Consider the following 14,822-nt stretch of genomic DNA (forward strand, 5'->3'; position numbering starts at 1 on the left):
CTATTCGCGGTTGGCGTGGTGTTTCGCTGTGATCAGGCCTGATGCCCCGCCCTACCCGCGGCGCGCATCCGGCGGCAACCATCCAGGGAAGGAATAGTGATGAGCGAGAACCTGGCAGATGCTTTCCTCAACGGCGAGTCGTTGAAGAATGCCCCCGGCCCCTATTTTGGTGAGTACGGCGGGCGGTGGATGCCCGAGTCACTGATTGCCGCCATGGATGAGCTGGAGGCAACCTTTAACGAGGCGAAGAACGACCCCGAGTTCATTGCTGAGTTCCAGCGTCTTTCTGCTGAGTATTCGAACCGTCCGTCGTTGCTGACTGAGGTTCCGAAGTTCTCTGAGCATGCTGGTGCGCGTGTGTTCCTCAAGCGTGAGGACCTGAACCACACGGGTAGCCACAAGATTAATAACGTGATTGGCCAGGCTCTGCTGGCTAAGCGTATGGGTAAGACCCGTCTGATTGCTGAGACCGGTGCGGGTCAGCACGGTGTTGCGACTGCGACTGCGGCTGCGCTGTTTGGCATGGAGTGCGTGGTCTACATGGGTGAGGAAGACACTGAGCGTCAGTCGCTGAACGTGGCTCGTATGCAGCTGCTGGGCGCGAAGGTGATTGCGGTTCAGAACGGTTCCCGCACCCTCAAGGACGCCATTAATGAGGCGCTGCGCGACTGGGTTTCGAACGTTGAGAACACCCACTACCTGCTGGGTACCGCTGCGGGTGCGCACCCGTTCCCGGCGATGGTGCGTTTCTTCCACGACGCTATCGGTGAGGAGGCGCGCGAGCAGATTCTTGCTGAGACTGGCCGCCTGCCCGATGGTATTGCTGCCTGCGTGGGTGGCGGTTCGAACGCGATTGGTCTGTTCCACGCGTTCTTGGACGATTCTTCGGTTGAGATTTACGGTTTTGAGGCTGGCGGTGACGGCGTGGAGACCGGCCGTCACGCGGCGACCATTACTCTGGGCCGCCCGGGCATGCTGCACGGCGCGATGACCTACCTGATGCAGGATGAGGACGGCCAGACCATTGAGTCCCATTCGATTTCTGCTGGTCTGGATTACCCGGGTGTGGGTCCTGAGCACTCCTACCTGTCCGATATTGGTCGCGTGACTTACGAGCCGGTGACTGACACCGAGGCGATGGACGCTCTGCGTCTGCTCTGCCGCACCGAGGGTATTATCCCGGCGATTGAGTCCTCGCACGCTCTGGCGGGCGCGTTGCGCGTGTGCCAGCGTTGGGTTGCTGAGGATCCGGAGGCGGCACGTGAGAAGACGATGATTGTCTGCCTGTCGGGTCGTGGCGATAAGGACATGGAGACCGCGCTGAAGTGGTTCGGTCTGGGTAAGGCGATTCCGTCCTCGACCCTGATGACCGGTAATAAGGAAGCTGCCGCATCCGCTGCACAGAACGCACAGGCTGAAAGTGAGGCTAAGTAATGAGCTACCAGGACGCTATTTCTCAGGCGGCACCTTTTACGGTGCTGGATGGTTCTTTCCCCGCTCCGAATGCGCAGTCGCCTCTGGCGGCTCGTCTGGCTGAGTGCGAGAAGCAGGGCCGTGCGGCGCTGATTGGCTACCTGCCGGTGGGCTTCCCGACCCTGGACGAGTCGATTGACGCGGCGATTGCTCTGGGCAATAACGGCGCGGACATTATTGAGCTGGGCGTGCCTTATTCTGATCCGGTCATGGATGGCCCGGTGATTCAGAAGGCTACCGGCGTGGCGCTGGAGAACGGTTTCAAGCTTCCTCAGCTGTTTGAGGCGGTCCGCCGCATTACCGAGGCGACCGACGCGGTGGTTGTCGTGATGACGTACTGGAACCCGGTTCTGGCGTACGGTGTGAAGAATTTTGCGCGTGATTTGGCGGCTGCCGGCGGTGCGGGCATGATTACCCCGGACCTGGTGCCTGATGAGGCGTCGTCGTGGTTTGAAGCTTCTGATGAGTACGGTCTGGACCGTATTTTCTTGGCTGCTCTGTCTTCTTCGCCGGAGCGTCTGGCGACTATTGCGAAGGCGTCGAGCGGCTTCGTGTACGCCGTGTCGGTGATGGGCGTGACCGGTGCCCGCACCTCCGTGTCGGAGGCGGCTCGCACCCTGGTTGCGGACATTAAGGCTGCCGGTGCGCCTCGTGCGTGCGTGGGTCTGGGCGTTTCGACTCGTGCCCACGTTGAGGAGATTGGCGAGTATGCGGACGGCGTGATTGTCGGTACTGCGCTAGTGAAGGCTTTGGCTTCTGGCGGTGTTGAGGCGGTGGCTAAGCTGACCCGTGAGCTGGCGGGGCGTGAAGGCTAATGTCTGATGTGCTGTCGCTGGCGAGCGTGCCGGTAGCTAACGTGCTGGCTTCGATTCCCTCTCCGAGCGTTTCGTACCTGCAGTTGGGCCCGTTCCGTGTGCATTTCTATGCCCTGTGTATTCTTGCGGGTATGGCGGTGTGCTTGTGGCTGGGTTCTCGCCGTTGGAAGGCGGCGGGTGGTACCCCTGAGCGCGTTTTTGACGTGGCGATGTGGGCTATTCCGGCGGGTATTATTGGTGCCCGCGCCTACCATGTGCTGATTACTGACCCGGGTAGCTATTTCGGTCCGAATGTTGCTGATCCGTGGGCTTTCCTGAAGATTTGGGAGGGCGGCATCGGCATTATGGGTGCCGTGTCGGTTGGTGCGTTGGGCGCCTGGTATGGTTGCCGCCGCTATGGCATGAATTTCCCTGCTTTTGCGGATGCGGTAGCGCCGGGTATTCTGCTGGCTCAGGCGTTTGGCCGCTGGGGTAACTGGTTCAACCAGGAGCTGTTCGGCAAGCCGACGACTCTGCCGTGGGGCTTGGAGATTAGCGCGTCGAGCGGTAATTTCCCGACCCAGTATCCGGCGGGTACGCTGTTCCATCCGACGTTCCTGTACGAGTCGCTGTGGAACCTGCTGGGTGTGGCGTTGCTGCTGTGGCTGGGCCGTAAGGGCGTGCTGAAGCTGGGTCAGACCCTGTGGCTGTACGTGTTCTACTACGGTGTGGGTCGCCTCTTCATTGAGATGTTCTTGCGTATTGATACCTCGGAGATGCTCTGGGGCGTTCGTATTCACGTGTGGACTGCTCTGCTGCTGGTTCTGCTGGGTGCTGCTGGTTTTGTGGTGGCTGGTCGTCGTGCTGCGGCGAAGGCTGCTGCGGGTATTGAGCCGGCTCCGGCGGAGTTCGCTCCGAAGCCTGCCGCAGATGAGTCTGTAGAGGGCGCTGAGGAGAAGGCATCCGAGAAGGCATCCGAGAAGGCATCTGAGAAGGCAGAGCCCGCCGAGGATTCTGACTCTTCTGAGTCTTCGACGAAGGGCTCCTAGCTGACAAAGGGCTCCTAGCTTTCATCTTCTAGCTCCATCTAAATTTCATAGAAAAACCGCCGGATGGGGGAGCGCCCCTGTCCGGCGGTTTTTTGTGCCCGCTATTTGTGCTTGCTGTCTGTTTCTTGCTGGTGGATGTTCTCATGGTGGCATGTGCCGGGACCCTGCGTGGATTTGGGCTGTTGAGAAGGCATAATAGAGGTATTGCGTGTGGCGGGCACCCACGTAAGGAGTATGAGGCTCCGTGTAAGGAGTATGAGGCTCTTCGAACGCCCGTCGCGTCTGCGTTTAGAAACACCCACTCAACGTACAGGATTTTTATCGTGAGCTCTTCTGCCGGCGATTCTTCGCGCCCCATTTCTCCTTCTTCTCGTCCGGGTCTGACCCGTCGTCGTCTGGTGGCTGGTGCGGCGTGGGCTGCCCCGGTTGTTGTGGCGTCATCGGTGATTCCGGCGTATGCGGCGTCTGATGAGGAAGGCGAGTGCACCGGACCTTACGAGGATTCGACGATGATCACTGCCGGTGACGGCGTGAAGAAGGTAGCCGTGCTGACGGTTCCTGCGGGCGCTAAGCGTATGCGTTTTACCGCTGTGGGCGGTGCCGGTGGCACGAACTACACTGTGGCTGATGCCGGTTCCGGTGCCATGGTGGAGGGTTCTATGGCTGTGCGCGGCGGCCAGACTATTACTCTGACGGCCGGTTCGGGCGGTATTGGTAATGGTGAGCTGAAGCCCGCTGAGGGCGGCGACGGCTACGGTGTGGGTGGCTCCTCGAAGGCTTCTTCGCCGGTTCCCGCAAACGTTGTTTCTGCGATTAATGATTTGACCCGCATTTCTGGCGGTGTGACCGGTCGTGGCGGCATGAGCGCTGTGCTGTATTCGGCGTCCGGGGGTGGTTCGTCCGCTATTGAGGTGGATGGCGTGCCGATGATTGTTGCCGGTGGCGGCGGCGGTGCTGGCGTTCTGGCGTCGTATGCGACGGTTCTGCCGAACCCCGCGAATGCGGGTGCTGTGCGCCCGACCGCGCACTATTCGCTCGATAGCTCCGGTGGCGAGCACCAGTTCAGCACCGGTGGTGGCGCTGGTTCGGGTGACGGCGACGGTTCGCCCGGTTTTGTTGGTTTCACCTCGTATGAGGCGCAGCCTAATCCGATTCTGACGGTGAACCCGGGTTCGGGTGCCGCCGGTGGTGTGGGCGGCGCTGGCGGTGAGAAGCTGAACCCGCCGACTGCTGATGGTTCGGTGATTGGTTTTTCGAGCACCTCCACCCAGAAGCTGGTGAGCACTGCGACTGCCGGTGCGGCGGGTGCGAGCGGTTTCCGCGCGAAGGGCGCCGATGGTGTGGCGAGCTATTCGTACCAGTGGGATCAGACTCCGGAGGGTGTCGATAACCGCCCGTCGAATGCTGGCGAGCTGTTTAACGGCTACCAGTCGGTGGTTTCTGGAGGCGGTGGCGCCGGTTATGGCGGCGGCGGCTCGGGTGCTGCGTTGAGCGTTTCGGCTCGTGTGGTGTCGCAGAAGTGGAATAATGATGCGGCTCGTGCCCGCTACGCGGTGGGTTCGGTGCAGCTGGCTGGCGGTGGCGCTGGCGGCGGTACGTTCATGGATACTACGGTGCGCATCATGGATCTGGGTTGGGCGTTGAATGCTCCGAATGGTCCGGGTGAGCGCGGTGCTGGTTATATTGAGGTTGCTTTCTGCTTCTAGGCAGCTAAGTCTCATCGGCTAAGAGTTCCTGTGAGCCTGTAGGAATCGTATAGGTGCAGATTGAACCCTTTCTTTAGGGTGGTATGCGCCTCAAACTTAATATTTAAATTTTTTCTGAGTGCCTCCCAAGCCGCTTGTTTGGGAGGCATTCTCATCTTCTGTGTTGTTTCGTCATAGCGTCATATCAACCTTTGGCGGTTTAGCGCATTGGTCGGAATGGACCTTATCGAAAGCTCATCCTTGCTCGTGAGAACGCCTCTATCTAACCCCTCTGTCATATTCGGGGAAGGTCCTTTAGATTGGGGGCTCCTCATTTTACGGTGGAAATGTAAAGAATACGCGCGCTCACCCCGCTAGGTTGCACAGCGCAGATTGCAGATTGCGGCTTGAGCGCGGCCACCGATGACTAAGGAGTTTAGGTCATGTGCAAGGAAACCATGAAGGCTGTTGTTGTCCCTGAGAAGGTTGACGGTTCGGTTGTTGTCCGTGAGGTTCCCGTTCCGGCTGTCGGTTACGGCCAGGCGCTCGTGAAGATTGAGTACTCGGGCGTGTGCCACACTGACCTGCACGTGGCTTCCGGTGACTTCGGTGAGGTTCCGGGTCGTATTCTGGGCCACGAAGGCATTGGTCGTGTCGTCAAGGTCGGTGAGGGTGTTGAGTCCCTGAAGGAAGGCGATCGCGTGTCGGTGGCTTGGTTCTTCGAGGGCTGCGGCCACTGTGAGTACTGCACCTCGGGCCGTGAGACCCTGTGCCGTTCGGTGAAGAATGCAGGCTACTCGGTCGATGGCGGCATGAGTGAGTACACTCTGGTGACCGCTGATTACGCTGTGAAGGTTCCCGAGGGTCTTGACCCGGCACAGGCAAGCTCCATTACCTGCGCTGGTGTGACCACCTACAAGGCAATCAAGGAGTCGCTGGTTCGCCCGGGTCAGTGGCTGGTTGCTTACGGCGCTGGCGGTCTGGGTAACCTGGCTGTTCAGTACGCTAAGAAGGTTTTCGGCGCCAAGGTTATTGCTGTTGATATCAACGACGACAAGCTGGCTCTGGCTCGTGAGACCGGTGCTGATCACGTCATCAACGGCCGTGAGGTTGAGGATGTTCCGGCTCGTATTCGCGAGCTGACCGGCGGCGGCGCTCACGCTGCTGTGGTGACCGCGGTGTCGAAGGTTGCGTTCAACCAGGCTGTTGAGTCGGTTCGCGCAGGCGGTTCCGTGGTGGCTGTTGGCCTGCCTTCGGAGATGATGGAGCTGTCCATTGTGAAGATTATTCTGGACGGCATCCGCGTGGTGGGCTCCCTGGTGGGTACCCGTCAGGATCTGGCGGAGGCGTTCCAGTTCGGTGCTGACGGCATCGTGGTTCCGGTGGTTCAGTTGCGTGAGGTTGACGAGGCACCGGCTGTCTTCGAGGAAATGGCGGCGGGTAAGATTACCGGCCGTATGGTTCTGGACTTCGCTAGCCTCTAAGCTAGCGGATGGTTCGAGGCGCCCGGTAGGGCTTCAAGATCTCACTCGGCTGGGGTCTTGCCGGTAGTTTCGATGGTTATAGCGCCTAGGGCGCATCCCGTGTGGCGGGGGAGTAGGGGTACTCTTTCTGCTGTGCATACGACGCGGGGTGCGTCCTAGTGTTTTTAATGCGGCGTTTTAGGGCTCCGGGTTGTTGAGAGTCGTTATCGTGAGGAGCCGAATTCCTCTGTGAGTACTAGGCACCTAAACGTAATATATGTGGGAATTTATTTTTGAAATATCCGGTGGATTATCTCAAAATTCTCACTAAATTAGTTCAATATAGCATTTTGTTTGACATCTATAGGCCTCAAAATGCATACTTGTATTGTAAACATTCAACCACTGGTTGAGGCGTAATATTTGCCGAAGAGATAGGTTTCGCGTGCGCCTACACCTACCCTAGATGTAACGGGATATGACGTGTGAAGGTTTCGGCCCTCCTAGATATCGATTCCTTCTCCCGGAACGCCATACCCGGGTGAATTTCAGCATCTTCGTACCGTGCCGTTATTCACCGTTGAGTCCTTACTTCCGGTCAGGCGCCCCTCTAGACACCTTCGGGGTGAGGTCTCACAAGATTAGTGTGGGCCCCACGGACATAGTCAATGGGGACTATGTCCGCCACACTAATCCGGGGCTTTTAGGACATTGCATGACTTCGAGGCGGCACACCCGCCACGCTATAAATTTACCTGCCGGCACGGGTAACATAGCCGGGTTCTCTACTCACTCGGTAACCCACCCGCTGCAGAACGCATCTTGATTTTTGTGTTGTTCAGAAGATGCTTCCTGTAGCAAAAGAACGAGGGGCACCTCTGCCAGGTGCCCCTCGTTTTTATATGCACGTTGTAGTGTTTATTAGCTGCCGTGCTGTTGAGTAGATTCCACGCTGTTTAGTAGATTCCACGCTGCGCGGTCCAGCGGATCGTGCCGCGCTCAAAGTCCATGTAGTACACGCCGTTCACGTAGGATTCGTCGCCGCGTGCCGCACCGTAGCGGGCGCTATTCTTCTCCCAATGCTTGAAAATCGCGCCGTTACCGTTGGTTTCGTACGCACCGTACGCATCCGACCAGAGCAGTACCTTACCCGAGGCGAACTGAATCTGAGCACCCGTGGAGGTGACAGTCTCGTCGGTCACCGGTGCACCCCAGGCGCCGCGGTGCTGCAGGAAGCGGTGGTAGAACGCGCCGCCGGTGTGCATGCGGTGGGTGCCGGTCTGCGCGGACCACACGTAGGTGGTGCTGCCGGTGAACTCCTGTTTGATGAGGCCGTTGCCCAGGTTCTGCTCGTCGGTGGTGGGCACGCCCCTCATGCCAGCTGCACGCCAGGTCGCGTAGATGGAGCCGCGCTCATTGATGATGTGGGTGCCGGTAGCGGCAGACCAGTAGGCGCCCTCACCGTTAGCGAAGGAGACTGCGATGGTGTCGGAGCGGGTTTCCTCGTCGGTGGCCAGGCCGCGGAATCGTGCCACGTCCGAGCGGAACTTATGATCCAGGCCGCCGTTGGTGACCAGCCAGTGCGAACCGTGAGAGTTCGTCCAGTAGATGGTCTTGCCGTTGGTGAACTTCTGCGCATACACGCCGTGACCCAGAGAGTACTCGGTGCCAATCGGGTTGCCGTAGAAGGAACGATTCTTATTCCAGAAGTTACCGATGCCGGTGCGAATATCAATGGAGCCGGTCGCGGTGGTCACCACGTTCGAATCCTGAGCGGCGCGATCTTTTGCCGCACGCTCCTCAACCGTGCGGTCCTGGCCGTTCGACCAGTTGCGGTGCACAGCCTTCGGGTTCTTCGCCAGAACCTTCAGATCGTTCACGGTGCCGGGGAAGAAGTTCGAGTCACCCACGAACGGGCCCGAATCGGTGAACTGCCAAATGTCGTAGCCGCTCCAACCCGCCGGAATTGCACCGACCACGGTGGAGTAACTCGCCAGGTGCAGTGGCAGAACGCCGAACTGCTGCGAACCCACGCACTGCGACCACCAGGAGGTTGCGGTGTACACCATCGGGTCGCGACCGGTCAGCGAACGGTAGGTGTCCACGAAGTCGCGGGTCCAGGCGGTCAGCTGCGCCGGGGTCATGTTGAAGCAGGTGTTGCCGTAGGCGGGGTAGGGATTGAACTCGATGTCCAGCAGGCCGGGCAGGGTCTTGCCGTCGGCAGTCCACGCGCCACCATTCTGCACGAAGTAGCGTGCCTGATCGGCACCCGAGGAGGTGCGGGGGTTTGCGAAGTGGTAGGCGCCACGCACCATGCCGACCTGTGCCGAACCGTTGTACTGCTGACCGAAGTAGGGGTTGGTGTAGTAGCCGCCCTCGGTCGCCTTCACGTAGGCGAAGCGGGAACCTGCGGCGTAGGCGCTCGCCCAGTCCACGTTCTGCTGGTGCGAGGAGACGTCCATACCGAGGGTGCCGCCGGAGGGGGTCCACGCGGAGCGGCCCTGAGCCAGGGACTGACCGGCTGCCGGAGCTCGACCAGCTCCCAGACCCTGCGCGGAGCTCTGGGTCGCGGAAATACCGCTCAGAGTTGCGGTAGAAGCGGGGGAGGTGGCGCCGGTTCGTGCGTTCGCGGTGCCCAGGCGTTCGCGCTCGCCCGCACCCATGGCGGGGTTGGAGCGTTCGACCAGGGATGCATCCGGGGCGGGGGCGTAGCTGAGCTCCTCGTAGGATGCGCCGAGGTTGACCTCTGCGGCTGCGCTCGCGCTGGGAGCGGCGAAGGCGGCGGGAACGGAGGTGAGGGATGCGGCGACCAGGGTGACTGCGGACGCCATGATGGAGCGGGCTGCTGCGGAGCGCGCGGCAGTCTGGAGTTTCTTCATAGATTTTGCCTGTGTTTGAGAGGTGGATGTGCCGATGTGGCCCTGTGCGGGGGCTTCTGGCACGAGTGAATATGTGGGGTATTTGAAGTGATGTGTGTCGGTTGCCGGGTATGTCAAGCGGCTGACACAGCTAACAGCGTACGGTACCTGCACCGATGTGCGCAATGATTTGGGGTGTCATTCTGGCGGCATATCTTTCGCAGAGTGCACAGTAACCTGGAATCTTTGGGGTGTCTGTTTTACTTTGTGGCTTGTCGGTGCATTTATTGGCTCAAGTTTTTGGGACAAAATTTTAGGTGGGTGACACGCCGGGGCATTGCGAATTTCATTCTGTGGACTGCTCTGTCGGAGGTTGAACTGCAGGGGCTTTGGCTTGCGGGCATAAGGAAAGGGGTGGGCCGCACACACAAAGACCCACCCCTCATGTTCCGGGTACTGTATTTGGCGCGGCCTCGCACCGGCACCCGGAGTTGCATGGTCGATGCAGGAGAGATGAAGAGTCATCGACCACGTATATGGTGCCTGTTGGCACGTTTATCTCGGCTCTTCCCGCCCGCTCCTTCAGGTTCTGATGTCCGGCTGAAAGAGACGGGTGGGAAGAGGCGAAAGCTTGTGTTTCCCGAAAGGCTTAGAGGAACTTCGCGATGTCCTCGATCAGCGGCTTGAGAGTCTCGCGATCGATGTACTCAGCCTTGCCGGTCTTGTAGCATTCGAGCATCTGCTGAATACCCTCGTTCGGGTGCGGGTTCGCCATGAGCCATGCGCGCACCGGGCCCTTCAGGGCGGTCTTGTGAGCCAGCGAAATCTTGTCGAAGTCGATGCCGCCACGCAGGTGGTAGACGGGGCGACCTTCGGTCAGTTCGGGGGTGTAGCTCTTGGCGACGGCCTTGTCCAGCAGCTTCTTGGAGTATTCACCGGTGAAGGAGACGGTAAAGAACGCGGTGCGGTTCTTCTTGGGCGCAATGACCGGCAGAATCTTCTTGCGAAGTGCCGGTGCGCCGTTGAGGAATCCACCGTAGTCGCTGCCGGCAATGACGAAAGCGTCGAATGCCTCAGCCTGCTCGGGGGTGACCTTGGAGGCGGGGACAGTCTCAACCTCGGGGGCCTGCGGGAGTGCACGCAGATCTTCTGCCAGCCAGGTGGCGTACTGTTCGGTGTAGCCGTAGGTGGAGCCGAAGATAATCAGCACGCGAGTAGTCATCTGTGAACCTTCCAGATATATTTCGCATTTCAAATACTAATTATGGGTTCCAATATAGGCTAGGCGCGCGAAAATGTGAAATCGCCCAGCTCTTGGATGCCCTATCTATCTTCTCATAGCCCACTCTGAGTGTCTCTATGTTTTTGAAATACAATCGAAGGTTCTCGAGTGTGACTAAATATTGCGCAGTAGGGGCTAAGTATGGGTAAAAAGTACCCTAATCTACTTTCCGGGCGAGGCGGGGGTGGTGGGGGTGAAAATCGACTTTCTGTGGCGTGTTCGATGGAAGAGGGGTGGCGTTCAAAATGCGACGTGAAACACAATTTCTTCGGTGGAAAGAGTTGGGAGAAGCATACCCAAGAGGGTGTAAAACCCCTATAATTGAGAAAGAGTCCCACGCATCCGGCATGTGGCTACCTGTTAGAACGCGTGGGAATAATTGGGAATTTGACGTCAGTCTTCCCCTGAAAATCAGTGTGAACCCACAGTGGTCACACAAAACAACACACAAAGGTTAGGTACATGAGGCGCGCAAAAATCGTTGCAACCATCGGTCCGGCAATCGAGTCCCCCGAGAAGATCTCCGAGGCAATCAAGGCTGGCCTGAACGTCGCCCGTCTGAACATGAGCCACGGTGACCACGCCGAGCACCAGGCACGCTACGACACCATCCGTGAACAGTCTGCAAAGCTTGGTAAGGACGTTGCAATCCTCGCCGACCTGCAGGGCCCCAAGATTCGCCTCGAGCGTTTCGCAAACGGCAAGGAATACCTTGAGCCCGGCGCAGACTTCACCATCACCTCCGAAGACGTTGAAGGTACCGCAGAAATCTGTGGCACCACCTACAAGGGCCTGCCCGGCGACGTAAAGCCCGGCGACAAGCTCCTGCTCGACGATGGCAAGATCCGCCTCGAAGCTATTGAGGTAACTCCCACCCGCGTTCGCACCCGCGTGGTCGTCGGTGGTCCCATCTCCAACAACAAGGGCATCAACCTGCCCGGCGCAGCAGTCTCCCTGCCCGCGCTGACCGAGAAGGACGCAAACGACCTGCGCTTCGCACTGAAGATGGGTGCAGACATTATTGCGCTCTCCTTCGTTCGTACCGGTGCAGACGTTGACCCCGTCCACAAGATCATGGACGAAGAGGGTATCCGCGTACCCGTCATCGCCAAGATCGAGAAGCCCCAGGCAGTTGAGAACCTGCAGGACATCATCGACAAGTTCGACGGCATCATGGTCGCTCGTGGTGACCTCGGTGTTGAGCTACCCTTCTCCGAGGTTCCCCTCGTCCAGAAGAAGGCAATCGACATGGCACGCCGCTGGGCAAAGCCCGTCATCGTGGCAACCCAGGTGCTCGAGTCCATGACCGACAACCCCGTCCCCACCCGTGCAGAGGTTTCTGACTGCGCTAACGCAATCCTCGACGGTGCAGACGCTGTGATGCTCTCCGGTGAGACCTCGGTCGGTAAGTACCCGATCCTGACCCTGCAGGCTATGGCTGCAATCGTTCAGGATACCGAAAAGGGTGGCCTGTACCGCGTGCCCGAGCTGGACCGCAAGCCCCGCACCCGCGGTGGCGCAATCACCCGCGCAGCAGTGAACATCGCTGACCAGCTGGACGCAAAGCTCATCGTAACCTTCACCCAGTCCGGTGACTCCGCACGTCGTCTGGCACGTCTGCGTCCCGAGACCCCGATTGTCGCGTTCACCACCAGCTCGAAGGTTCGCTCCTTCCTGTCCATGCTGTGGGGCGTTGACGCTGAGCAGGTTGAGATGATCACCGATCAGGAAGGTCTGTTCCATTTCGTGGACGAGTACCTGCTGAAGAATAATCTGGCAGAAGCTGGCGACCTGGTCGTCGTTGCTGCCGGTGCTCCCGCAGGTCGCGCAGGTACCACCAACATGGTTCAGGTACACCGCGTCTACGGTGCTGAGGGCGAGCGCGAGGCTCTGCGTCCTTACGAGGAGAACGAGGTCAAGCGCTAAGCCGTTTACCAATCTTTCCGATGCGTAGCTGAGGGTAATCCTTCGCTTGTACGCTCGGTATGTAGAACCGCCGCCCGGTCGTGAATTCACGGCCGGGCGGCGGTTTTGTGTCTGTGTAGGGCCTCATCCGGTCAGCGGGCGGCGTATAAGCGGATACAGAAAAGCGGCGGGAAAGCTTGAGGCTTTCCCGCCGCTTTTGCGTTGGTGCCCGAGGTGGGACTCGAACCCACACTCCGAAGAACCTGATTTTGAGTCAGGCGCGTCTGCCAATTCCGCCACTCGGGCGTATCACGCATTTGTGCGTAACACCTTTAGAATTCTAACCCAGGCTGTCTAGAAAATCTAATCTATCGGACGTGTTGAGCAGGCTGAGGCGGGGCGCGGAACATCTACTGAGGGTTTCTGTCGCGCCTCTATGAGGGGGTAAGTCTGGTACCTGCCACACATTTGCTGAGGGGTGCGGGAGGGGACGTTGAGTGTAAATCCTGAGCTCAGGGTGAACCGGTGCCACTTATCCACAGGTGGAGGCGGGGGAGAAAGCGCGCATCCTGTATCCTTAAAGACTGACTAACCATCCCCGTTCGCCTTCGCGGCTGGGGGCCACCTCAACGTTAAGAAAGTGATCACGGCTCGTGTTCAATTCTCTCTCCGACCGCTTGACGGCAACTTTTAAGAACCTGCGCGGCAAGGGCCGCCTCTCCGAGGCAGACATTGATGCAACCGTCCGCGAAATCCGCCGCGCCCTGCTCGACGCTGACGTCGCCGTCCCCGTGGTCCGCGAATTTACCGCCCACGTGAAGGAACGCGCTCTTGGTGCGGAAGTTTCCGAGGCGCTGAACCCCTCCCAGCAGATCGTCAAGATCGTGAACGAGGAGCTGGTGAGCATCCTCGGCGGTTCGACCCGCCGCATCAACATGGCGAAGAGCGGCCCGACCATCATCATGCTGGCGGGTCTGCAGGGTGCCGGTAAGACCACCCTGGCGGGCAAGCTGGCTCACTGGTTGAAGGGCCAAGGTCACACCCCGATGCTGATTGCATCCGACCTGCAGCGCCCCAATGCGGTGACCCAGCTGAAGGTTGTTGGTGAGCGTGCGGGCGTGCCCGTGTACGCGCCGCACCCCGGTGTGACCAGCGAGTTTGACGTACCCACCGGCGATCCCGTGCAGGTGGCGCGTGACGGTGTGGCTGAGGCTCGCGCTAAGCTGCACGACGTGGTGATTGTCGATACCGCGGGTCGTCTGGGTGTTGACGCTGAGCTCATGCAGCAGGCACGTAACATTCGTGACGCTATTGAGCCGCACGAAGTTCTGTTCGTCATCGATGCGATGATCGGTCAGGACGCCGTGAACACCGCTAACGCATTCAACGAGGGCGTGGACTTCACCGGTGTGGTCCTGTCTAAGCTTGATGGTGACGCCCGCGGTGGTGCGGCGCTGTCGGTGGCTTCGGTGACCGGCAAGCCGATTATGTTCGCGTCCACCGGTGAGAACGTCACTGACTTTGAGCAGTTCCACCCGGACCGTATGGCAAGCCGCATCCTGGATATGGGTGACATCCTGACTCTGATTGAGCAGGCTGAAGCTCAGTGGGATAAGGCTGAAGCCGACCGCATGGCGAAGAAGTTCATCGATCAGGAAGACTTCACTTTTGAGGACTTCCTGGCTCAGATGCAGCAGATTCGTAAGCTTGGTTCCATGAAGAAGCTGCTCATGATGATGCCCGGTGCGGCTCAGATGCGTCAGCAGCTTGAGGCGTTTGACGAGCGCGAGATTGACCGCGTGGAGGCGATTGTTCGCTCCATGACCCCGCACGAGCGTGTGGCTCCGCGCATCATTAACGGTTCTCGTCGTGCCCGTATCGCTAAGGGTGCGGGTGTGACCGTGTCTGAGGTGAACCAGCTGATGGAGCGTTTCGCTCAGGCTCAGAAGATGATGAAGAAGCTCGCTTCGGGCAAGATGCCCGGCATGCCCGGTGGTATGCAGATGCCCGGTATGGCGGCTGCGGCGGGTGGCGCTCGTAAGAACGCGAAGAGCAACAAGAAGAAGAAGGCTCGCTCCGGCAACCCGCAGAAGCGTGCGGCGCAGGAGGCGGCAGCAGCTAAGGCGCAGCAGGCTCGCGCCGGTGCTGCATTCGGTCAGCAGGCTCAGAACCAGGAGATGGATCTGTCCAGCATGAACCTGCCGAAGGGCTTTGAGAAGTTCCTGCAGTAAGAGCAAATATGAGCCCCGGTAAGGGGTGGTACGGGTGCGCACGTGGTGACGGGGCGCACCCGTACCGGTATGGTGCCCGGTT

The 14,822-nt window shown here is 59.3% G+C and carries 9 protein-coding genes and 1 tRNA gene; 7 read left to right on the forward strand and 3 right to left on the reverse strand.

Annotated elements, in window-relative coordinates:
- The first annotated feature begins 99 nt into the window (after positions 1-99).
- The 5 genes from trpB to adhP all read left to right on the forward strand — a co-directional run bounded on the left by trpB (position 100) and on the right by adhP (position 6,485).
- Positions 100-1,434 (forward strand): tryptophan synthase subunit beta, encoded by a 1,335-nt coding sequence (trpB, locus tag HMPREF2980_RS05350; protein ID WP_044150341.1) that lies wholly within the window; start codon positions 100-102, stop codon positions 1,432-1,434.
- Positions 1,434-2,288 (forward strand): tryptophan synthase subunit alpha, encoded by an 855-nt coding sequence (gene trpA, locus HMPREF2980_RS05355; RefSeq protein ID WP_012903349.1) that lies wholly within the window; start codon positions 1,434-1,436, stop codon positions 2,286-2,288. The genes trpB and trpA overlap by 1 nt, the downstream gene beginning before the upstream one ends.
- Positions 2,288-3,316, forward strand: a complete 1,029-nt coding sequence (lgt, locus tag HMPREF2980_RS05360) for a prolipoprotein diacylglyceryl transferase (RefSeq protein ID WP_012903350.1) — start codon at positions 2,288-2,290, stop codon at positions 3,314-3,316. The genes trpA and lgt overlap by 1 nt, the downstream gene beginning before the upstream one ends.
- 323 nt (positions 3,317-3,639) lie before the next feature.
- Complete coding sequence (locus tag HMPREF2980_RS05365) at positions 3,640-5,022, forward strand: phosphoenolpyruvate synthase (RefSeq protein ID WP_070690571.1); 1,383 nt, start codon at positions 3,640-3,642, stop codon at positions 5,020-5,022.
- Positions 5,023-5,444: 422 nt separating this feature from the next.
- Entirely contained in the window at positions 5,445-6,485 is a 1,041-nt protein-coding gene (gene adhP / locus HMPREF2980_RS05370; RefSeq protein WP_083313506.1) for an alcohol dehydrogenase AdhP, read from the forward strand.
- Between the two features lie 935 nt (positions 6,486-7,420).
- Here the strand turns inward: adhP and HMPREF2980_RS05375 are convergent.
- Both HMPREF2980_RS05375 and HMPREF2980_RS05380 read right to left on the reverse strand, forming a co-directional pair.
- A complete protein-coding gene (locus HMPREF2980_RS05375) occupies positions 7,421-9,343 on the reverse strand; it encodes a GH25 family lysozyme (protein ID WP_070690572.1) in 1,923 nt (640 codons plus the stop codon).
- Positions 9,344-9,971: 628 nt separating this feature from the next.
- A complete protein-coding gene (locus tag HMPREF2980_RS05380) occupies positions 9,972-10,544 on the reverse strand; it encodes a flavodoxin domain-containing protein (RefSeq protein ID WP_049352442.1) in 573 nt (190 codons plus the stop codon).
- Between the two features lie 522 nt (positions 10,545-11,066).
- Here HMPREF2980_RS05380 and pyk point away from each other — a divergent pair.
- A complete protein-coding gene (gene pyk / locus HMPREF2980_RS05385) occupies positions 11,067-12,530 on the forward strand; it encodes a pyruvate kinase (protein ID WP_070690574.1) in 1,464 nt (487 codons plus the stop codon).
- Between the two features lie 202 nt (positions 12,531-12,732).
- On the opposite strand, the gene HMPREF2980_RS05390 is transcribed toward pyk, so the two are convergent.
- Positions 12,733-12,815 (reverse strand) — tRNA-Leu (locus tag HMPREF2980_RS05390).
- Positions 12,816-13,162: 347 nt separating this feature from the next.
- Here HMPREF2980_RS05390 and ffh point away from each other — a divergent pair.
- Positions 13,163-14,740, forward strand: a complete 1,578-nt coding sequence (gene ffh / locus HMPREF2980_RS05395; protein WP_070634727.1) for a signal recognition particle protein — start codon at positions 13,163-13,165, stop codon at positions 14,738-14,740.
- Positions 14,741-14,822 lie beyond the last annotated feature (82 nt).

Source organism: Rothia sp. HMSC076D04 (assembly GCF_001814645.1).
Taxonomy (GTDB): Bacteria; Actinomycetota; Actinomycetes; order Actinomycetales; family Micrococcaceae; genus Rothia; species Rothia mucilaginosa.